The following is a 19,623-nucleotide window of genomic DNA, read 5'->3' on the forward strand; positions in this document are numbered from 1 at the left end:
CAGAACCAAAAGTTCTGGCGTTTCGCTTTTCAGAACAACAAACGAAAAAGAACAGGGAAGATGAACGTTCAAGCCCAGATCGACGCAACTTCGCCCCGCACCACAGAGCATTTCGACGTTTTGATCGCAGGCGCAGGCATCTCAGGCGTCGGCGCCGCCTACCACCTCACCACGCAATGCCCCGGCACGACCTTCGTGGCGCTGGAAGCGCAGAAGACGTTTGGCGGCACCTGGACCACCCACCGCTACCCCGGCATCCGCTCCGACAGCGACCTGCACACCTTCGGCTATCGCTTCAAGCCGTGGACAACGGCGCCGATCGCGAGCGCCGCGGAAATCCTCAAATACATGGGCGAAGTGATCGAGGAGAATCATCTCGCGCCGCACATCCGCTACCAGCACACCATCACCTCGGCAAAATGGTCGAGCGAGGAAAACCTCTGGACCATCGAAGCCACGCGTATCGATACCGGCGAGCAGCTTCGCTTCACCACCAATTTCTTCTGGATGTGCCAGGGCTATTACCGCCACACCGAGGGCTATACGCCGGAGTGGAAGGACATGGCCAAGTTCAAGGGCCCGATCGTCCATCCGCAGAAATGGCCGCAAGATCTCGATTACAAGAACAAGCGCGTCATCGTGATCGGCTCCGGCGCAACCGCCGCGACGCTGATTCCGGCGATGGCTCCCGAATGCGCGCATGTCACCATGCTGCAGCGCTCGCCGACTTACTTTCGCACCGGGCGCAACGCGATTGAAATCGCCGAGGAGCTGCGGAAACTGCAGGTCGACGAGGCCTGGATCCACGAGATCACCCGCCGCAAAATCCTGTTCGACCAGGACGCCTTCACCCGCAAGACATTCGCAGAGCCGGAAGCGGCGAAGAAGGATCTGCTGTCGGCGGTCGAGGCCTATCTCGGCAAGGACTACGACATCGCGACCCACTTCACGCCAAAGTACCGGCCGTGGCGGCAGCGCATCGCCTTCATCCCCGACGGCGACCTGTTCCAGGGCATCAAGTCCGGCAAGGCTTCCGTTGTCACCGACGAGATCGACCGCTTCACCGAAAAGGGCATTTTGCTGAAATCCGGCAAGGAGCTCGAGGCCGACATCATCGTCACCGCCACCGGCTTCAACCTCTGCGCCAATGGCGACATCGAATTCGCCATCGACGGCAAGCCGCTCGACTTCGCCGACACTGTGACCTATCGCGGCATGATGTTCACGGGCGTGCCGAACCTTGTCTGGGTGTTCGGCTATTTCCGCGCGAGCTGGACGCTGCGCGTCGACCTCGTCGCCGACTTCGTCTGCCGGCTGCTCACGCACATGAAGGCGACGGGCGCGAAGAAGGTGACGCCGCAGCTTCGCCCCGAAGACCACAACATGCCGCTATTGCCGTGGATCGATCCGGAAAACTTCAATCCCGGCTACATGATGCGCGGCATGCATCTGCTGCCCAAGCGCGGCGACAAGCCGGAATGGCAGCATAACCAGGACTACTGGGCAGAGAAGGACGAATTCCCCGCAATCGACCTCAAGGACAAGGCGTTCGTTTACGGCTGAGGCCCTCGCCTGACGGCGGAGTGAGCGCGACTTATTCTCGTCATTGCGAGCGAAGCGAAGCAATCCGCCTCTCCGCACGCGGAGGCATGGATTGCTTCGTCGCTTCGCTCCTCGCAATGACGGCAACATTCCGTGGCTAGGCCGTCATCGCGCTAAACGCCCCTCGATCACGTTGAAGCGGCCGGCAGGATAGACCTTTGCCAGCCCGAAGCCGCTTTGTTCGAGCAACTCGCGGTACTGCCGCTCGGTGCGCTCGGCCCCGCCCGGCCCGCGCATCATGTTCAGATCACTCATCGCGTGTGCCTTGTCCTCGTCGGTGGCGGCTGGCCTTTCCGGCATCAGGCGCTCGACGAGCAACAGCTTACCGTTGTTCGGTAGCGCCGCGCTGCAATTTCGCAGGATCGAGATGCTGTGCGCATCATTCCAATCGTGGATAATGCTCTTCAGAACGATCGCGTCCGCGACCGCCGGAATCGATTTGAAGAAATCACCGGCGACGAATTCGACGCGATCGCTGACGCCGATCTGGCGGAGATGCTTTCCGGCGGCCTCGGCGCATCGCGGCAGATCGAACACGGTGCCGCGCATTTTCGGGTTTTGCTGCGCGACGGCGCCGAGCAATTCGCCGGAGCCGCCGCCGACGTCCATCAAATGGGATATGCCGCTGAAATCGTAGGCGCGCAGGATTGCCGGCGTGACCAGCCGCGTGAGCTCGGTCATCGCAGCGTTGAACTTCTCGACGTCTTCGGGAGACCGCCCCATCAGTTCGAAGCTGCTGGAGAAGCCCTGCAGTTCCGCCGCTGTCTTGCCGGTCATCACAGTTTCGAGCAATCCACTCCAACGTTTCACAAGCATTTCGGCCTCAAGGATTGCCCACGCCTTGAACGAGTGCTCAGCCGCGCCGTCGAGGCCGGCACCGATTTCCGTCAACGCGTAAACGTCCTTGCCAGACCTTTCGCATACGCCGATGGTTGAAAGCGCGGTGAGAAGTCGTCCAAGCGCGGGCTCATCTGCGCCCGTCGCCTTGGCGAGTTCGCCCAACGGACGCGGTCCATCACGCAGCAACTCGGCAATGCCGAGCTTGACCGCCACATGGATGACCGCGGTGACGCGGTGCGACTGGATCAGGTCGAAAAGCCTGAGCGCCGATACTTGCGATGCCATCGTGCCTCCTTACGCTGCGTCATTGGGGGTTTCGGATATCGATTATCTTTGCCAGTTCGTTCATGGCTGACCGCTGCTTTACAATCCCAGCCGTCAGTTCCTCGGTCGTGCCGCTCAACACGATGTGTCCGCCAGCCTCGAGTTTGCGGCGAATTTCTGTATCGCCGCAGATGGCCGCGACGTCGGCGGCGATCTTGCTGAGCACCCCCTGCGGCATGATCCTGCTGCCGAAGATTCCTGCCAACCCCTCGATTTCGAGCTCGGGATATCCGAGTTCGCGCACGGTCTTGATGTCAGGCAGTGTAGGCGGCGCGGCTCGGATTGAGAACAGCGAGGAAGCGCGCCTTTCCGGCCTGGACGGGCGAGGAGGACGCCGCCCATGAAGTCACGAGCGCCTGGATGCGGCCCTCCCCCAAATCGGCCTGCGGCTGGGACGCGTCGCGATAGCTGACGAAGTTCATCTTGAGATCGTGTTGCTTCAGGAACGCCGAAAATACAAATCGCGGCAGGGTCGGCCCTGACGTCCAGACATACTTGCCCGGATTGGCCCGCAACGTCTCGATCAATTCGGGGATGCTGCTTACGGAAAGCTGGTTGCTGACGGTGAGCGTCAAGGCGATGGCGGTAGTGGCGGAAATCGGCACCAAGTCGCGGTTGACGTCGTATGACAGCTTGTCGACCAACATCGGCGCGACGGTGATCGAACCACCCACGGTATACAGCAGCGTGTGATCATCCTGGCCTGCGATGAACGAACCGACGCCGATCGTGCCCTCGCCGCCGGGCCGATCCTCCACGACGACAGGCTTGCCCCATTTCTTGCCAAGCGCGTCGGCCAGAATGCGGGCCGCAGCGTCGTTTGCGCTTCCGGGTGGGAACGTCACAATCAGCTTGACCTGTCGCTCGGGCCAATCGGCGCGCGCGGACACTGGCGCGACAAGCGCCATAACGGAGGTCGCAAAAGCCACGAACGATCGCAGCCGCCGCGCACTGCGCTGGGCAGAGCTTCCGGAGGAAGTGCGACGGGTGGCCCATGTTGAACCACGAGATCTCTGCGAGAACATCGTCACGGCGCCTCTCATTGAACGCTGGTTCGGATTGCCTTGCGATTTTCGTCGGCCGTTCCCTCGGGCGAGCACGGCATGCATTTGCCTCGACGCGCTCGTAGGAGCTCCGCGCCGCCGCGATCATGGTGACGGGTAATCGGACCCAACAAAATGACACAGTTCACAACGCATATGTATACTTTATGGGTATAATATAACCTCTAACCCACTTAATTTGCCTAATGAGCGCAAGTTATGTATACATCCTGCACTCAGCACGGAGTGTAGAGCCATGCCGTCCTCATTTCCGCTCAATGCCTGGTACGCCGCCGCCTGGGACGTTGACATCAAGCACGCGCTGTTTCCGCGCACGATCTGCGGCAAGCATGTCGTGATGTACCGCCAGTCCAACGGGCAGGTCTCTGCGCTGGAAGACGCCTGCTGGCATCGACTGGTGCCGCTTTCGAAGGGACGGCTCGACGGCGACGCCGTCGTCTGCGGCTATCACGGGCTGAAGTTCAACGCGCAGGGCCGCTGCACCTACATGCCCTCGCAGGACACCATCAACCCGTCCGCCTGCGTGCGCTCCTATCCCGTGGTTGAGCGTCACCGCTTCATCTGGCTGTGGATGGGCGATCCGGCGCTCGCCGACCCCGCGCTGGTGCCGGACATGCACTGGAACGACGATCCGGCCTGGGCCGGCGACGGCAAGACCATTCACGTCAAATGCGATTACCGCCTCGTGGTCGACAATCTGATGGATCTCACCCACGAGACCTTCGTGCACGGCTCCAGCATCGGCAACGACCACGTCGCCGAAGCGCCGTTCGACGTCACCCATGGCGACAAGACCGTGACGGTGACGCGCTGGATGAAGGGCATCGACGCGCCGCCGTTCTGGGCCGCGCAGTTGCAGAAACCCGGCCCGGTCGATCGCTGGCAGATCATCCATTTTCAGGCGCCCGGCACCGTCAATATCGACGTCGGCGTCGCCCCCGCCGGCACCGGCGCGCCGGAAGGCGACCGCTCGCAGGGCGTCAACGGTTTTGTGCTCAACACCATGACGCCGGAGACGGCGACCACCTGTCATTACTTCTGGGCCTTCGTCCGCAATTACCGGACCACCGAGCAGAAGCTGACCACCGATATCCGCGAGGGCGTTGCCGGCATCTTCCACGAGGATGAAATCATCCTCGAAGCGCAGCAGCGCGCGATGGACGAGAACCCGGACCGCACCTTCTACAACCTCAACATCGATGCTGGCGCGATGTGGGCGCGGCGCGTGATCGACCGCATGGTCGCGCGCGAAACCGGACCGCAGACCGTTCAGGCTGCGGAGTAGGAGCATGAGCGAGCGCGACGCCGAACGCTCCGTCTCGCAGACCGTGCGGGCGCAGCTTGCGCTGCGTGACATGATCCTTTCCGGGCGGCTGCGCCCGGGCGAACGCATCTCGGAATGGCAGGCGGTCGACATCACGGGCGTATCCAGGACGCCGGTGCGGCTGGCGCTGGTGCGGCTCGAGGATGAAGGGCTGTTGCAGGCGATCCCCTCCGGCGGCTTCATGGTGAAGGCGTTCACCGAGCGCGACATCCTGGATTCGATCGAGCTGCGAGGCACGCTCGAAGGCCTTGCCGCCCGCTTTGCCGCCGAGCGCGGCGTCAGCGCCCGCAGCCTCGAGCCGCTCAAGGAATGCCTTGGTGATCTCGACCAGCTCGTGCGGCAGGACCCGATTTCGGTGGAAGCTTTTTCCGCCTACGTGACCATGAATGCGCGCTTCCATGCATTGCTCAACGAACTCTCCGCCAGCGCGCCTGTGATCCGCGAGATCGACCGCGTCTCGGCGCTGCCGTTTGCATCCCCAAGCGCGTTCGTGATGGCGCAGTCGGCGCTCCCGGAGGCGCATCAGATCCTGCTGCTCGGCCAGGACCATCACCGCATCGTGGTCGACGCCATCGAGAACCGCGAAGGCGCGCGGGCGGAGGCCGTGATGCGCGAGCATTCGCGGCTGGCCGCGCGCAATCTGCGGCTCGCGGTGCGCAACCGTACGCATTTCGACCTGATGCCGGCGCTCGCCCTGCTCAAATCGTCAGCCGAATAGGTTTTCCCATGCGCTTTGCCGAGCAATGGAACTGGTGCACCGTCGATTCCATCCGCGACGTGACGCCGACGATCCGCGAATTCCGCCTGCGCCCCGAGAACGGCCGCGTGGCGCCCTGCCCGCCCGGCAGCCATATCACAGTCTCCCTGCTGATCGACGGCCAGCCGGCGCGGCGCTCCTATTCGCTGGTGGAAAATGGCGATGCCGGCACCTATCGCATCGCCGTGCGGCTCGCGCCGGACAGCCGCGGCGGTTCGCGCGGCATGTGGAATTTGCAAGAAGGCGCGCGAATCGAGGCGACCAACCCGACCTCGCTGCTCGAGATCGACTGGTGCCGCAAGCACTACTGCCTGATCGCCGGCGGCATCGGCATCACGCCGATCACAAGTATTGCGGCCGCCCTGCGCCGCCGGAATATCGACGCGCCCCTGCACTATGCCGTGAAGTCACGGTGTGACGGAGCGTTCCTTGACGAACTCCCGGCACTGCTCGGCGAACGGCTGACCGTTTATGCCTCCGACGAAAGCGCCCGGATCGATCTCGACGCCACCTTCCTTGCGCTGCCGGACGACGCGATCGCCATCATCTGCGGGCCGATGCGGATGCTGGAGGCGGCGCGGCGTGCCTGGAACGATCTGGGCCGCGCGCCCGCCGATCTGCGCTACGAAACCTTCGGCTCCAGCGGCTTGATGCCGACCGCGGAATTCCGCGTGCGGCTGAAGGACACGGAGACTGAACTCGTCGTGCCGCCGAACAGCTCGATGCTGGATGCGCTCAACGCCGCCGGCTTCGAGGTGATGTCGGACTGCCAGCGCGGCGAGTGCGGCGTCTGCGCCGTCGATGTCGTCGCCGTCGAGGGCGACATCGATCACCGCGACGTGTTCTTCAGCGATGCGCAGAAGCACGAAAACCGCAAAATCTTCCCATGTGTCTCGCGCGCGATCGGAACTGTCACCATTGATACACTGTACCGGCCCGAGGCGGCTTAGGCCCCGGACCACCAGTCTGGCTAGAAGAATTCGTTGAGAAACGCCGCCGCTTCGTCCGAGATGCCGACGATCTTGTTCGTTGCCTGACGATAGAACTTGAAATTGAGTTCGGTCTCGGGCCGGCCGTCGTCCCAGTTGGTGAAATGCTTGATCTCGCGCCGTCCCAGCGGCCGCTTCGCCAGCGCGGCGCGTCTAACGGTGATGTTCACGCGCGGCGTTTGCCTGGTGACACCACGCTTCCTGGCGACCGCTTCGGCTGAAACAACAATGCCGCGCGCGATGAGACCCTGCCCGCCCTCATTCTCGCTCGCGAACAGAAAAACCGTGTCGCCTTCGGCGATGTGCTTGCCGCCATACATGGTCTTTTGCGCTGTCAACGCGAACGTCTTTTGCCTCGAATCGGAAATCTCGGCCTTGATCGCGAACGCCATGCTCTCCGGTGCCAATGCTAGGCCGACACCGGGAATCGCACTGCCTCCAGCGCGGTCTTGCCGCGGATCATGTCCGAGGCCTTGTCGGCGATCATCAGCGTCGAGGCATTGAGATTGGCCGAGATCATCCGCGGCATGACGGAGGCGTCGACGACACGCAGGCCCTGCAGCCCATGCACGCGCAGCTGGTCGTCGACCACGGCCCATTTGGCATCTGCCGGGCCCATCCGGCAGGTGCAGCCGGGATGGAAGGTGGTGGTGCCGCGCTCGGTGGCGGCGGCCAAAAATTCGTCGTCGCTCTGCACCTTCGGCCCAGGGAAATCCTCATAGGCGTAATAGGGCGCCAGCGGTTTTGAGGCGAGCAGCCGGCGCGCCAGCTTCATGCCGGCGACGACGACGCGGCGATCGATCTCCTCGACCAGGTAATTGGTCTGGATGATCGGCGCCGCAAACGGGTCGGACGAGCGGATGCGGACATAGCCGCGACTTTCCGGCCGCTGCTGCCAAGAGGCGACCGTCATGCCCGGCTCGTCCTCAAGCTGGCCCTGCACGCCTTCCTTGTAGCTCGCCGGCGTGAAGGTGAGCTGCAGGTCCGAGCTTTCGGTAGTCTCGCCGGAATGCCAGAAGCAGTAGACCATGGTCGGCGACAGCGATAGTAGGCCGCGCCGCGTCGTCGCCCATTTCAGCGCCTCGACCCAGAGGCTGACGCCGCGCCGGAGCTCGTTGATAGTCCTGATGTTCTTGACGCGCGCGACCGACCGCGGCGCGTAGTGATCCTGCAGGCCTTCGCCGACGCCCGGCAACGCGTGACGGACCTCGATGCCGTGCGATTGCAGCAGCTCCGGCGAGCCGACGCCGGACAATTGCAGCACCTGCGGCGAATTATAGGCGCCACCGGATAGAATGACTTCCTTGCTGGCGCGCACCTCGACGGGGGTGCCGCCCTTGCCGCCGCGGAGATAGCGCACGCCGATCGCGCGCTTGCCTTCGAAGATGATGTTGGTGACATGCGCATGGGTGCGCACGTCGACATTGCCGCGCTTGCGCGCCGGATGCAGGAACGCCTTTGCAGCGCTCATGCGCAGGCCATTTTCGATGGTGCGCTGGCAGTAGGACACGCCCTCCTGGGTCGAACCGTTGTAATCGGGGTTGCGCGGAATCCCGAGGCTGACGGCGCCCTCCATGAAGGCTTCGCAGAGCGGATCCTGCCAGTCCATCGTGGTGACGGTGAGGCTGCCCTCACGGCCGCGATAGGTTTCGTCGCACTCGCCGACGCGGCATTCCAGCCGCTTGAAATAGGGCAGCACGTCCGGATAGCCCCAGCCGCGATTGCCGAGCTGCGCCCAGGTGTCGAAGTCCTGGCGCTGGCCGCGATTGTAGATGTGGCCGTTGATCGACGACGATCCGCCCAGCGTCTTGCCGCGCGGCGCGTAGATGCTGCGCCCTCCGGTCCATGGGCCTACCTCCTGCTGATAGGCCCAGTTGACGCTCTTCATATGGAACGTCTTGATGAAGCCGGCCGGCAGATGGATGTAGGGATGCCAGTCCTTGCCGCCCGCTTCGAGCACGCAGATGCGGCTCGCAGAATCCTCGCCCAGCCGGTTGGCGAGCACGCTGCCCGCGGAGCCCGCGCCGATAATCACATAATCGAACGTTTCCATCGTCTCGTTTCTGGCGCGGCTTTGTTACCGCGGCTTGTCGTTGAGTTGATAGGTCAGATGCGCCTTCACCGTCGGCCATTCGCTGGCGATGATGCTGTAAACCACGGTGTCGCGCAACGTGCCGTTCGGCGCGATCTGGTGGCTTCTCAGGATACCATCCTGCTTGGCGCCCAGGCGTGCGATGCCGCGGCGGCTCTGGTGGTTGAAGAAATGCGTGCGGAACTCGACCGCAATGCAATCAAGCTTCTCGAACGCGTGCGTCAGCAACAGCAGTTTGCACTGCGTATTGAGCGCGCTGCGCTGCACGCGCCGTGCGTACCAGGTCGAGCCGATCTCGACGCGGCGGTTGGCGGCGTCGACGTTCATATAGGTAGTCATGCCCGCGATCTTGCCGTCGGCGTCGAACACGGTGAACGGCAGCATCGAGCCGGCCGCGAACAGGCCGAGGCGGCGGTCGATTTCCTGCTTCATTTTATCGGCAGTCGGGATGAAGGTGTACCAGAGCTTCCATAGCTCGCCGTCCGACACCGCGGCCACCAAGCCATCGGTGTGGTCGTGCGATAGCGGCTCGAGCCGGGCGTGTGCGGCTTGCAGGGTTACCGGTTCAAGAAAGGCCATTTAATTCTCCACTGCCATCCGCGTCATTGCGAGCGCAGCGAAGCAATCCATCTATCCCTCGGGTGGCGGCGTGGATTGCTTCGCTGCGCTCGCAATGACGGGGCTAGCATCTTCAGCGTACTATTTGTTCAAGAAATTCAGCGCCAGCCCTGGCCGCGGCCAGTCCATCGCGATCAATTCGCCTTTGCCTGACAGCGTGATGTACGCTGTCTTCAGCTCCGGCCCGCCGAAGGCGATGTTGGTGGTGACGCGGTCGCCGGTCGGCACCTGTTCGACCAGCGTGCCGTCGGGCGCGATGACCGAGATGCAGCCCGACACCAGCGTCGCCACGCAGACATTGCCGGATGCTTCGACCGCGAGCGAGTCGAACATCTGGTAGCCGCCGAGGCCGGCGATCGGCTTGCCGCGCTCGCCGCGATAGATCACCTCGCGCGGCTTCAGCGTGCCGGGCGCGGAAAGATCGTACGCCCACAGCCGCGCGGTCGGCGTCTCCGCGATGTAGACGGTGTTTTCATCGGGAGAAAGCCCGATGCCGTTGGCGGGCAGCACGCCATGCACGACCTCGACGATCTCTTTCATGCCGGGCCTGAGATAGTACATCCCGCCGACATCCATCTCACGGGCTCGGCGCTTGCCGAGATCGGAGAACCAGAGGCCGCCATGACGATCGAACACCAGGTCGTTCGGCCCGCGCAGGCCGTGCTCGCCGCATTTGTCGACGACGGTCTCGACCTTGCCGCTCTGCAGGTCGACGCGCTGGATCGAACCGCCCTGATAGTCGTCCGGCTGCGGCCCCGGCATGATCATCTTGCCGGTCGGGATCCAGCTAAAGCCGCCATTGTTGCAGATGTACATCTTGCCGTCGGGGCCGAGCGCCGCGCCGTTGGGTCCGCCGGGAATCTGCGCCACCACCTCTTTCCGTCCGTCGGGATAAACCCGCGTCAGCCGCTTGCCGCGGATTTCGACCAGCACCACAGAGCCGTCGGGCATCACCACCGGCCCTTCCGGAAACTCCAGGTCAGTGGCGAGAACACGAATATCGGCCATGAAATCCTCCCGGCTTGCTCGGCTGCAGGAGGATTTTTGGCCCGGTCCCCGCACGCGCAACGCTTCTTGATGCGCCGGTTATGGCAAAGCTGGTTTCGCTTGCCAAGCAACAGCAGGCACCCGCGGCGCAGGGCAGCATTGCGGAAGCGGTGCAATCCTGGGCCTCGGTGCAATCGCTATTGCACCGGCACCCATATCTCCAGCCCGCCATTGCCAGTGGTCGGATCGAACTTCTCGTCGTAGCGCTCGAAGTTCGGCGCGTCGGCGACCGTCAGGCCGGACTGCGGCAGCCACTGATTCCAGATTGCGCTGACGGTGCGTCGAATGGTTGAGATGTGCTCGGCGTGGGTGAACACCGCGTATTTCTGCTCGGGTATCCGCACGCGAGCGAATTCGCGCGGCAGGTCGGAGAAATCGGCGACCTCGACGCCGGCGATGTAGTCGAAATTGCCGGAATCGTCGCCGTTGCAGCAGACGCCATAAGCGATGTTGCCGACGCGGTCGGGAATATTGCTGACCTTCTGGTGGAACTGGTGCCACTGGTTGGGAATGTTGGCGCCGCCATTGTCGCAGTGATTGTAGCGCTCGCCGACGCCGGCAACGAGCAGGGCCTTGGCGGTCGCAAAGCGCGGCGGTTGCAGATTGGTCGCGGGGGTCGAATCCATCATGATCGGCTCCTGTAGCCTGAGCTTGTCGAGGCACGTTGCGACGCGAACCGATTCCGGTGTCAAACCGAAATGGTCGCGGAACGCGCGGGTGAAAGCTTCGTGGGAGCCGTAGTCCGCCTCCAGCGCCAGCGTGAGAATGTCGGGCGCCCCCTTGGCGAGCGCGCGTGCCGCCTTGGTCAGGCGACGGGCGCGCACATAGCGCATGACCGGCATGCCGGTCGCCTCCGCGAATGCCCGCACCAGGTGAAAGCGCGAGACGCCGGCAACGGCCGCGATCTCATCGAGCGTCAGCGCATCCGAGAGATGGCCCTCAACGTACCAGAGCGCCTTCTGGGCTGGATTCATGACTAACAGCCTTCCTACAAAGCCACGGCATCATGAGCTGATGTCGCGCGCTTCGTTTGACAGTCCTTGCTCTCCATTTTTGCCGCTGCGCACCATTTGCATCAGCCATATCGGGAACCTCCCAATTCGTTATGATGCCAAGGTCCTGTTGGCACCTTCGAGAGCAACCATGCAGATCACCAATGTCCGGGCGCACCACATCCGTATTCCCTATGACGCAGGCGTCGCAAGCTTCAAGCAAGGCGCCTCCTCGATCTCCGCGCTGGAAATCGCCATGGTCGAGGTTTCCACCGATGCCGGCATCACCGGCTGGGGCGATGCCTTTGCCTATGTTTGCCCGCGCACCAGCTATGCCGCGATCGAGGAGATGATCGCGCCGCAGGCGCAGGGGCAGGAAGTCCCAGATGCGGCAGGCATTCCCGCCTTCATGGAGCAGATCCAGCGCAACCTGCATCTGTTCGGCCGCTATGGCATCACCATGTTCGCGATATCGGCGCTGGATATCGCGATGTGGGATATTGCCGCGAAAGTGAAGGGCGTGCCGTTGCACCGATTGATCGGCGAGATCAAGCGGATGCGGATTCCCGCCTATGCCAGCCTGCTGCGGATCGGCAAGCCCGAATTGATCGCGCGCGAGTGCGAGACGGCGCTGCGCCAGGGCTACAAGGCGATCAAATTGCATGAGACGACGACCCCTGCAGTGTATGCCGCACGGCAGGCGATCGGCCCCGATATTCCGCTGATGGTCGACATGAACTGTCCGCTGACCGGCGAGGAGGCGATCGCGTTTGCGCATTCCTGCCGCGACGCCGCGCCGCTGTTCCTTGAAGAACCAGTGTGGCCGCCGGAAGATTTTGCAACACTGGCCGAAGTGCGGAGCAAGGGTGGGCTCAACGTGGCGGCCGGCGAGAACGCCTGCACGGTCCATCAGTTCAGGCAGATGATGCAGGCCGGCGCGGTGAGCCATGCGCAGCCTTCGGTCATCAAGGTCGGCGGCATCACCGAGTATTTGAAAGTTGTCGATCTCGCCGACCAGCTCGGCGTCAGGCTCGCGCCGCATTCGCCATATTTCGGGCCGGGCTTCTTGGCGACATTGCAGTTGATGTCGCTGCGCGATGATTCAAGCCTCATTGAGGTGTTCTCGATGAAGCGCGCCGCATGCCTGTGGCGCGGCCGCATCGACGTCGACGCCAATGGCGATGTCGAGGTGCCCCAGGGACCCGGTCTCGGCTATGAACCGGACAAGGCCGTGATGGAGCAGTACCGCGTGTCGTGACGCAGCTACTTCGCGCCGTCCTTCGCCGGCGCGGCATCCTTTGCGGCCGGCGCTGCATCCTTCGCCGGGGGCGCGGCAGCTTTCTTCGCGTCCTCCGCCGCCTTGTTCTGTACCGCCTGTAGTTCGCCGACAATTTTCTGCAAGCCAATGACCGCGGCCTTCAGCGCTTCGATCTGCCGGTTGGCGGCATCCAGTTTCTGCTGATGATCCGTCGTGAGCTTGGTGATCGACTTCTGCAGGAAATCGACATTGCTCTGCAGGCACGAGGTGCGCCGTTCCATGGTCTTTTCGACGGTGCAGATTTCGATGCCGGGAACGTCCTGCGCGCGAACCGCCGTCGGCGATGAAGCCAGCGACAGCGCAAAGGCGGCGAAACTTATCCTGGCGATCGGAGCAATCATCAAAATCCTCGTTCCAAAGCGTCTGACACCGGGCGGAACGCCCATCACGGCAATTTGCGCGAAGCGGGTTTCCCACCCCAGAGATACCATACTGATACCTCATTCAGGCGTTGTGCTTCATCCCCTTAACGGTGGATGGATTTAGCCGCGAGCCCAGACACGTTTGGGCATTCGCGGCAGTGGAGATTGATTGTATGGCAACGCGTGAAAAGCGGCTGGCGCAGTTCGATGGCAACGGAGATCCGCCGCCGGACCTGCCGCTGGAGGTACTTTGCGAGGATCACAGCGGAACCTATCAACTGCCCTTCGCCTGCCGCTGGATCGATGGCAGGTGGCGCAATGACAGGACCGGCGGCATGGTCGAAGCTACGGTAGTCGGCTGGCGGTTGCCGCGCTCGGGCGCGGCCTGAAACATCCGGCGCAGGCGCCTTTGCGCGCGCTGTGCCAGAATGCGACGGGAGCGCGACGGATTGTTAAGGTTCGGAACGCGGCTGGAACGAACCGCGTCCGAATCAGTGATCGAGCGTCGTACGCTCCTGTTCACGGCTAGATGTCGGCTGCCATCCGAGCCAACGCACAACATCAAGCATGAACACGATCGGCCGCAGCCAGCGGCCGAGCACAAGCGTTAATTCCTCGGGGGACGACATGTCGGTCACCTCCATGGGGTCGGCGGTGGCACCTTGTCGACGGCCGGCAGCACGTCGACGGTCTTGAAATCGGCCGGGCTGACGATCTCGAGGTACTCCATGTCCTCCGAGTAGTCGTAGAGGTAGTGCGTGATGCCGGGCCGCTGATGCACGACGTCGCCGGCCTGCACCAGCGTCGATTTGTCCTCATACATGAAGCGGGCCCAGCCCTTGGTCATGATCACGATCTGGAATTCGCAGTCGTGGCGATGCCAGCCGGTGCCCTCCTCGGGAGGCAGGTCGGGATTGGCCTTGACCAGATGGCAGATCACCTGCCCGCCGGTGGCATCCGCAATGCCGAGATCGCGATACAGGAAGAAGTCGCGCAGACCTCCGCCCTTGAACTCGGTATCGCCGGGTTTGACGTGAGAGAACTTACTGACGACGGCCTGCTTGTTCATTGGAGCCTCCACGGTTCTCGGTTGCGGGAACGCGGACCACGCGCGAAGTGCTCCAAATTTTCGGCAGCCTCGCATCGTCGCGTTCACGCCTGCATGCTGCCATGCGAAATCCGCGCCAGCCGCAGCGCGTGGCAACGACGGCATCGACGTCGGTGCACTGAACCGTCTGGCCGGAGACAGGAATCAGGATTCAGCGGCGTGTGGAAAACCGCCGGCGGCGCGGCCGCACGCTGTTGGCGGCTGGCACTGGCGTGAGCACGGCCTGCTTATTGGCTGAGCTTCTCAGACGCGCAAGGCCCGCCAGGCGTGCCTAATATTCGACCTCGAGCTCTTCGATCTCGCTCGGCTCGGCCTTGGCGGCCGCGATCCATTCCTGCATCTCAGGCATCGCCATGATGGTAGCCGCGTAGGCCGCGAGCGCGGGTTCGAGCTTCACGTCATAGGTCATAAAGCGGGTAACGACCGGCGCATACATCGCGTCCGCCATGGTGCGCGTACCGAACAGGCACGGGCCGCCTGACACCTTGAGGCAATCGCGCCAGATGGTGCAGACCCGGTCGATGTCCGCCTGCGCGCGCGACCAGATCTTGAAGCCGGGAAAGTGTCCCTTCAGGTTGACCGGCAGCGATGCGCGCAGCGTGGTGAAGCCGGAATGGATTTCGCCGCAGATCGATCGGCAATGCGCGCGGGGGATGCGGTCCGCCGGCAACAAGCCGGCCTCCGGCCTGATCTCGTTGAGATATTCCGCAATCGCCAGCGTGTCCCAGATGGTGGCGCCGTCGTGGCGTAGGCAGGGCACCAAGATCGACGAAGACAGCAGCAGGATTTCGGCCCGCGCCGACGCATCGTCCGGGGCGGTCACCACCTCCTCGAACTCCAGCCCCGCGAACTTCGCCAGCAGCCAGCCGCGCAGCGACCAAGACGAATAATTCTTGCTGCTGATGGTCAGTGTCGTCGTCGCCATATGGCCTTCCCTCAAACGCGGAAAACGTCCCCTGCCTTGTGGGCAGCCGGCCGCGCCGCCGCTGAAGCCCTGTGCACCGGGCCATTTTACCAGCAAGCCACGTGCCAGTTTAGGAGGCAGCATGCCCCGCTCTGGCGTCGATATTGCATGGCCCCTGATGACAGGGGGCTGATGTGAATGATGTCAATGATGTACCAAGCCTACCAGAACCATATGGACCTGATGGCTCCATGGCGGACCGGGGCATCGGCGGCGCTGAAATACCTCAATCTGGTGCCACAGGGCGTCTCCGACCGGCTGTTCGGCCGGCTTTCAGCCGCGCTCGAGCTGATCTCGCGCTCCTCCCTCACCTATAACCGGCCGGCCTACGGCATTGATAGCGTATTGGTAGGCAACCGGGAGCTGGAGGTGACCGAGGAGGTCAGCTTCGCCACCCCGTTCGGCTCGCTGCTGCACTTCAAGAAGGAAAACGGGCCCGAGCAACCCCGCCTCTTGCTTGTGGCGCCGATGTCCGGCCATTTTGCGACGCTGCTGCGCGGCACCGTGAAGACGCTGTTGCAGGACCACGACGTCTACATCACCGACTGGCACAATCCGCGCGACATTCCGCTTGGCCATGGCCGGTTCGGGCTGGAGGACTACACCGACCACCTCATCACCTTTCTCGACAAGATCGGCCCGCGCGCGCACATGGTCGCGATCTGCCAGCCATCGGTCTCGGCGGTCGCCGCCGCCGCCGTCATGTCTGATGACAATCACCCGGCCCGTCCGGCCACGCTGACCCTGATGGCCGGCCCGATCGACACCCGGATCCAGCCGACCAAGGTCAACGAATTCGCCAAGAGCAAGCCGCTCGACTGGTTCGAGAAGAACCTGATCAATTACGTGCCGATGCAGTGCAAGGGGGCCTTCCGCCGGGTCTATCCCGGCTTCGTGCAGCTCACCGCGTTCGTCTCGATGAACCTGGAGCGGCACATCAAGCAGCATATCGATCTCGCCAACCATCTGGCGAAGGGCGAAAAAGAGAAAGCTGCCATCATCAAAGACTTCTACGATGAATATTTCGCCGTGATGGACCTGCCGGCGGAGTTCTACATCGAGACGGTGCGCGACGTGTTTCAAGAGCATCTGTTGCCGCAAGGCAAACTGATGCACCGGGGACGGAAGGTCGACCCGGCTTCGATCCGGCGCATGGGCCTGATGACGGTCGAAGGCGAAAGGGACGACATCTGCTCGATCGGCCAGACGCTCGCCGCGCAGGACGTCTGCACCGGCGTGCGCGCCTATCGCAAGGTGCACCACATGCAGGCTGGCGTCGGCCACTACGGCGTGTTCTCCGGCAAGAAGTGGAACAACGAGATCTACCCGCTGCTGCGGGATTTTGTGCATGTGAATTCGTGAGGGAATTGTGCACTGCTCTCTCTCCCGTCATTGCGAGTGGAGCGAAGCAATCCACCTCACGCGCGAGGATAGATGGATTGCTTCGTCGCTTTGCTCCTCGCAATGACGACGCGGCAGCACTAGCCGCCTTCCCTCTCGCGCTGTAAAACCCTCCCAAGGCCGACCGCCCAAGAGTCGTCCCGGGAGGAATTATCATGCGGCTTTCGAAAACTCTTCGCCCCTTCGCGCTCGGCCTTGCCGGCGCACTCCTGCTGACCGTCACGGCCTCGGCCGCCGATGTGCGGGTGATGATCTCGGGCGGATTGTCGGCCGCCTACAAGGCACTGGTGCCGGAATTCGAAAAGGCCACCGGCCACAAGGTGCTGACCGCCTATGGGCCGTCGATGGGTACGACGACCAACGCCATCCCGGTGCGCCTGGAACGGGGGGAACCGGCCGATGTGTTGATCATGGTCGGCTATGCGCTGGAAGACCTCGCCAAAAAAGGCAAGGTGGCCGCCGGGACCAGCGTCGATCTCGTCAAATCGCCGATCGCCGTCGCCGTGAAGTCGGGTGCGCCGAAGCCGGATATCTCGACGGCGGATGCGGTCAAACGGGCGCTGCTCGGGGCCAAGACCATCGCGTATTCCGACAGCGCCAGCGGCGTCTACGTCTCGACCGAGATGTTCGACAAGCTCGGCATCAAGCAGGCGATGGAGGGCAAGGCGCGAAAGATTCCGGCAACCCCGGTCGGCGAGATCGTCGCGCATGGCGAGGCCGAAATCGGATTCCAGCAGATGAGCGAGTTGAAACCGGTGGAAGGCATCGACATCATCGGCCCGCTGCCGGATGAGCTGCAGAAGATTACGGTGTTCTCCGCAGGCATCGCCAGCGTCTCCAAGGAGCCTGACGCCGGCAAGGCGCTAATCAATTTCCTGGCGTCGCCGGCCGCGCGCGGCGAAATCGTCAAGAGCGGGCTTGATCCGATTCCCACAAACTGAGCCGTCATCGCCCGACTTGATCGGGCGATCCAGTACCCCGCAGCCGGTATTGTGAAAGAAAACTGACGACTCGGAGTACTGGATGCCCCGCCCGAAGCGGGGCATGACAGGATTCACCGATGCATGTGCTGCATCGCCAGCAGCACGATCACGGCGAGCGCGAGCACGACGGTCGTACTCTTCCAGAACAACAGCGGATTGCGCTCGATCAGCGGCGTTGACGACGTCGAGAGGTAGTTCGCATTGGGATGGCGCAGGTCGAACAGGAATTCCGAAAAGCTGTCGTAGCGCTTGAGGGGGTTGGGATGCACCGCCCGTTCCAGCGTGCCGTCGATCCATTGTGGAATATCGCGGTCGCCATGCGATGCCGGGCGGTAGACCAGCTTGTTGAACTGCGATCGCGTCCGCGCCTGCGCGATCTGCGCGCCATAAGGCAGTTTTCCGGTCAGCATCTGATAGGTGATGACGCCTAGCGAAAACAGGTCGGAGCGCGTCGTCGCCCGCTCGCCGAGAAAATATTCGGGCGCGGTATATTGCTGGGTGCCGAGAATATCGTTGCGCATGCCTGACGGCTCGGCCTCGACGACGCCGGTGATCTTCGTCGAGCCGAAATCGATGATCTTCACGGTGCCGGTGGCATCGATCATGATGTTGTCGGGCCTGATGTCCTGGTGCAGCATCTCCTTGCGGTGGAAGGCACGCAGGCCCTTGGCAATCTGCTCGACGATGTCGCGCACGGTCTCAAGGCTCGGCTTTGAATTATCGATCATCCACTGCGTCAGCGTCTGCCCGTCGATATACTCTGCGGTAACATAGACGAAGTTGCGCTTGCGCTGCTGCAGGCAGGGTTTGAGCACATGCGGGCTGTCGATCCGCCGTGCCACCCACTCCTCCATCATGAATCGCTTCAGATAAGCGGGATCGTCGCGCAGGTCTATCGACGGAATCTTGATGGTGACAACGGCATCGGTTTCGATGTCGACGGCCAGATAGATGTGGCTGCGGCTGGAGCCATGCAGTTCGCGAACGATCCGGTAGCCGTCGAAAATCTGCCGCGCCTCCAACAACGGTGGAAGCGGCAATTCGGTCGCTCGTGCGAACACCTCGGCGGCTTCGCCGTCGGGCACTTCATCGATGCGAACGATCTGGACGGTGAGATTGTCCGTGCTACCTGCGTCAAAGGCCTGGTCGACGATCGCCTTTGCGGTGGCGTCAAGATCGGCGCCGTCTTCGTTTACCGCCTTTGCAATGCGACGGGCGCTAAGATGCTCGTAGATACCGTCGGTCGCGAGCACAAAAATATCGCCCGGCTCGATGCGCAGCATCTGGTAATCGATCTCGATCTGCGGATTTGCGCCGAGGGCGCGGCCGAGATAGCTCTGCTGCGAGGAAATGACGATGCGGTGGTCGTTGGTCAGCTGCTCCAGCGTGTTGCCGGAGAGACGATAGATGCGGGAATCGCCGATGTGAAACAGATGCGCGGTGGTCGACTTGATGACCATGGCGGAGAGCGTACAGACGTAGCCGCGATCCTTGTCATAGGCGTACTGGCTGCGTGTCTGCGAATGCAGCCAGGAATTGGTTGCCTCCAGCACGCGCTGCGCCGAGGTGCGCACCGACCAGGATTCCGAGGTGCAGTAGTAGTCGGTCAAGAAACCCTTGACCGCCGATTCCGCGGCGATCCGGCTGACCTTGCTGGTGCTGATGCCATCGGCCAGCACGATGGAAATGCCCTTGAGGCTGAGCAGCGGCTCGTCCGGGATCAGGACGCCATGGAAATCCTGGTTGGTTTCCTTGGCTCCTTTATCGGAAAACTGTCCGACCGTTATTTTCAACTCGCGCGGCATTCCCGGCTTTCGCGGCAAAAGGGCCTCTCCCCT

At 62.8% G+C, this 19,623-nt stretch carries 21 protein-coding genes; 8 read left to right on the forward strand and 13 right to left on the reverse strand.

The genetic code is table 11. The features are described 5' to 3' along the window. Positions 1 to 60 precede the first annotated feature (60 nt). Entirely contained in the window at positions 61 to 1,563 is a 1,503-nt protein-coding gene (locus RX331_RS31560; RefSeq protein WP_317253498.1) for an NAD(P)/FAD-dependent oxidoreductase, read from the forward strand. 144 nt (positions 1,564 to 1,707) lie between these two features. On the opposite strand, the gene RX331_RS31565 is transcribed toward RX331_RS31560, so the two are convergent. Genes RX331_RS31565 through RX331_RS31575 form a run of 3 tightly spaced genes read right to left on the reverse strand, consistent with a single transcriptional unit; the run spans position 1,708 to position 3,875 of the window. Next, complete coding sequence (locus tag RX331_RS31565; protein ID WP_317253499.1) at positions 1,708 to 2,727, reverse strand: methyltransferase; 1,020 nt, start codon at positions 2,725 to 2,727, stop codon at positions 1,708 to 1,710. A gap of 19 nt (positions 2,728 to 2,746) precedes the next feature. Further along, positions 2,747 to 3,010 (reverse strand): hypothetical protein, encoded by a 264-nt coding sequence (locus RX331_RS31570; protein WP_317253500.1) that lies wholly within the window; start codon positions 3,008 to 3,010, stop codon positions 2,747 to 2,749. Between the two features lie 10 nt (positions 3,011 to 3,020). Then, a complete protein-coding gene (locus RX331_RS31575; RefSeq protein ID WP_317253501.1) occupies positions 3,021 to 3,875 on the reverse strand; it encodes a tripartite tricarboxylate transporter substrate binding protein in 855 nt (284 codons plus the stop codon). Positions 3,876 to 4,065: 190 nt separating this feature from the next. On the opposite strand from RX331_RS31575, the gene RX331_RS31580 reads away from it, so the two are divergent. Genes RX331_RS31580 through RX331_RS31590 form a run of 3 tightly spaced genes read left to right on the forward strand, consistent with a single transcriptional unit; the run spans position 4,066 to position 6,861 of the window. Then, a complete protein-coding gene (locus tag RX331_RS31580; RefSeq protein ID WP_317253502.1) occupies positions 4,066 to 5,115 on the forward strand; it encodes an aromatic ring-hydroxylating dioxygenase subunit alpha in 1,050 nt (349 codons plus the stop codon). 4 nt (positions 5,116 to 5,119) lie between these two features. Continuing rightward, positions 5,120 to 5,872 (forward strand): GntR family transcriptional regulator, encoded by a 753-nt coding sequence (locus RX331_RS31585; RefSeq protein ID WP_317253503.1) that lies wholly within the window; start codon positions 5,120 to 5,122, stop codon positions 5,870 to 5,872. 8 nt (positions 5,873 to 5,880) lie between these two features. After that, entirely contained in the window at positions 5,881 to 6,861 is a 981-nt protein-coding gene (locus RX331_RS31590; protein ID WP_317253504.1) for a PDR/VanB family oxidoreductase, read from the forward strand. Between the two features lie 20 nt (positions 6,862 to 6,881). Here RX331_RS31590 and RX331_RS31595 read toward each other — a convergent pair whose 3' ends face one another. The 5 genes from RX331_RS31595 to RX331_RS31615 all read right to left on the reverse strand — a co-directional run bounded on the left by RX331_RS31595 (position 6,882) and on the right by RX331_RS31615 (position 11,631). Further along, positions 6,882 to 7,292 (reverse strand): hypothetical protein, encoded by a 411-nt coding sequence (locus tag RX331_RS31595; protein WP_317253505.1) that lies wholly within the window; start codon positions 7,290 to 7,292, stop codon positions 6,882 to 6,884. A 17-nt stretch (positions 7,293 to 7,309) separates the two neighbouring features. Further along, positions 7,310 to 8,953 carry a GMC family oxidoreductase gene (locus tag RX331_RS31600; protein ID WP_317253506.1) on the reverse strand — a complete coding sequence of 548 codons (1,644 nt, stop codon included), beginning with the start codon at positions 8,951 to 8,953 and terminating at the stop codon, positions 7,310 to 7,312. Between the two features lie 24 nt (positions 8,954 to 8,977). Next, entirely contained in the window at positions 8,978 to 9,571 is a 594-nt protein-coding gene (locus RX331_RS31605; RefSeq protein WP_317253507.1) for a GNAT family protein, read from the reverse strand. Positions 9,572 to 9,691: 120 nt separating this feature from the next. Next, entirely contained in the window at positions 9,692 to 10,618 is a 927-nt protein-coding gene (locus RX331_RS31610; protein WP_317253508.1) for an SMP-30/gluconolactonase/LRE family protein, read from the reverse strand. Between the two features lie 176 nt (positions 10,619 to 10,794). Then, the gene (locus RX331_RS31615) at positions 10,795 to 11,631 is read right to left on the reverse strand and encodes an AraC family transcriptional regulator (RefSeq protein ID WP_317253509.1); all 837 of its coding nucleotides are present in this window, start codon (positions 11,629 to 11,631) and stop codon (positions 10,795 to 10,797) included. A 169-nt stretch (positions 11,632 to 11,800) separates the two neighbouring features. Between RX331_RS31615 and RX331_RS31620 the strand changes: the two genes are divergently transcribed. After that, complete coding sequence (locus tag RX331_RS31620; protein ID WP_317253510.1) at positions 11,801 to 12,907, forward strand: mandelate racemase/muconate lactonizing enzyme family protein; 1,107 nt, start codon at positions 11,801 to 11,803, stop codon at positions 12,905 to 12,907. 5 nt (positions 12,908 to 12,912) lie between these two features. Here the strand turns inward: RX331_RS31620 and RX331_RS31625 are convergent, their stop codons facing one another. Next, the gene (locus tag RX331_RS31625) at positions 12,913 to 13,308 is read right to left on the reverse strand and encodes a hypothetical protein (protein WP_317253511.1); all 396 of its coding nucleotides are present in this window, start codon (positions 13,306 to 13,308) and stop codon (positions 12,913 to 12,915) included. Between the two features lie 194 nt (positions 13,309 to 13,502). On the opposite strand from RX331_RS31625, the gene RX331_RS31630 reads away from it, so the two are divergent. After that, on the forward strand, positions 13,503 to 13,718 hold the full coding sequence (locus tag RX331_RS31630) for a hypothetical protein (RefSeq protein WP_283029766.1): 216 nt from the start codon (positions 13,503 to 13,505) through the stop codon (positions 13,716 to 13,718). A 102-nt stretch (positions 13,719 to 13,820) separates the two neighbouring features. Here the strand turns inward: RX331_RS31630 and RX331_RS31635 are convergent, their stop codons facing one another. The 3 genes from RX331_RS31635 to RX331_RS31645 form a co-directional block, all read right to left on the reverse strand. Next, positions 13,821 to 13,958, reverse strand: a complete 138-nt coding sequence (locus RX331_RS31635) for a hypothetical protein (protein WP_317253512.1) — start codon at positions 13,956 to 13,958, stop codon at positions 13,821 to 13,823. A gap of 5 nt (positions 13,959 to 13,963) precedes the next feature. Next, on the reverse strand, positions 13,964 to 14,398 hold the full coding sequence (locus RX331_RS31640; RefSeq protein WP_317253513.1) for a cupin domain-containing protein: 435 nt from the start codon (positions 14,396 to 14,398) through the stop codon (positions 13,964 to 13,966). 310 nt (positions 14,399 to 14,708) lie between these two features. After that, positions 14,709 to 15,362 (reverse strand): glutathione S-transferase family protein, encoded by a 654-nt coding sequence (locus RX331_RS31645; RefSeq protein WP_317253514.1) that lies wholly within the window; start codon positions 15,360 to 15,362, stop codon positions 14,709 to 14,711. A gap of 177 nt (positions 15,363 to 15,539) precedes the next feature. On the opposite strand from RX331_RS31645, the gene RX331_RS31650 reads away from it, so the two are divergent. Both RX331_RS31650 and RX331_RS31655 read left to right on the forward strand, forming a co-directional pair. After that, positions 15,540 to 16,763 carry a polyhydroxyalkanoate depolymerase gene (locus RX331_RS31650; protein ID WP_317253515.1) on the forward strand — a complete coding sequence of 408 codons (1,224 nt, stop codon included), beginning with the start codon at positions 15,540 to 15,542 and terminating at the stop codon, positions 16,761 to 16,763. 194 nt (positions 16,764 to 16,957) lie between these two features. After that, on the forward strand, positions 16,958 to 17,743 hold the full coding sequence (locus tag RX331_RS31655) for a substrate-binding domain-containing protein (protein WP_317253516.1): 786 nt from the start codon (positions 16,958 to 16,960) through the stop codon (positions 17,741 to 17,743). A gap of 113 nt (positions 17,744 to 17,856) precedes the next feature. Here RX331_RS31655 and RX331_RS31660 read toward each other — a convergent pair whose 3' ends face one another. Further along, positions 17,857 to 19,590, reverse strand: coding sequence for a bifunctional protein-serine/threonine kinase/phosphatase (locus RX331_RS31660; protein WP_317253517.1), 1,734 nt, complete (start codon positions 19,588 to 19,590; stop codon positions 17,857 to 17,859). Positions 19,591 to 19,623 lie beyond the last annotated feature (33 nt).

The organism is Bradyrhizobium sp. BWA-3-5 (assembly GCF_032917985.1).
Taxonomy (GTDB): domain Bacteria; phylum Pseudomonadota; class Alphaproteobacteria; order Rhizobiales; family Xanthobacteraceae; genus Bradyrhizobium.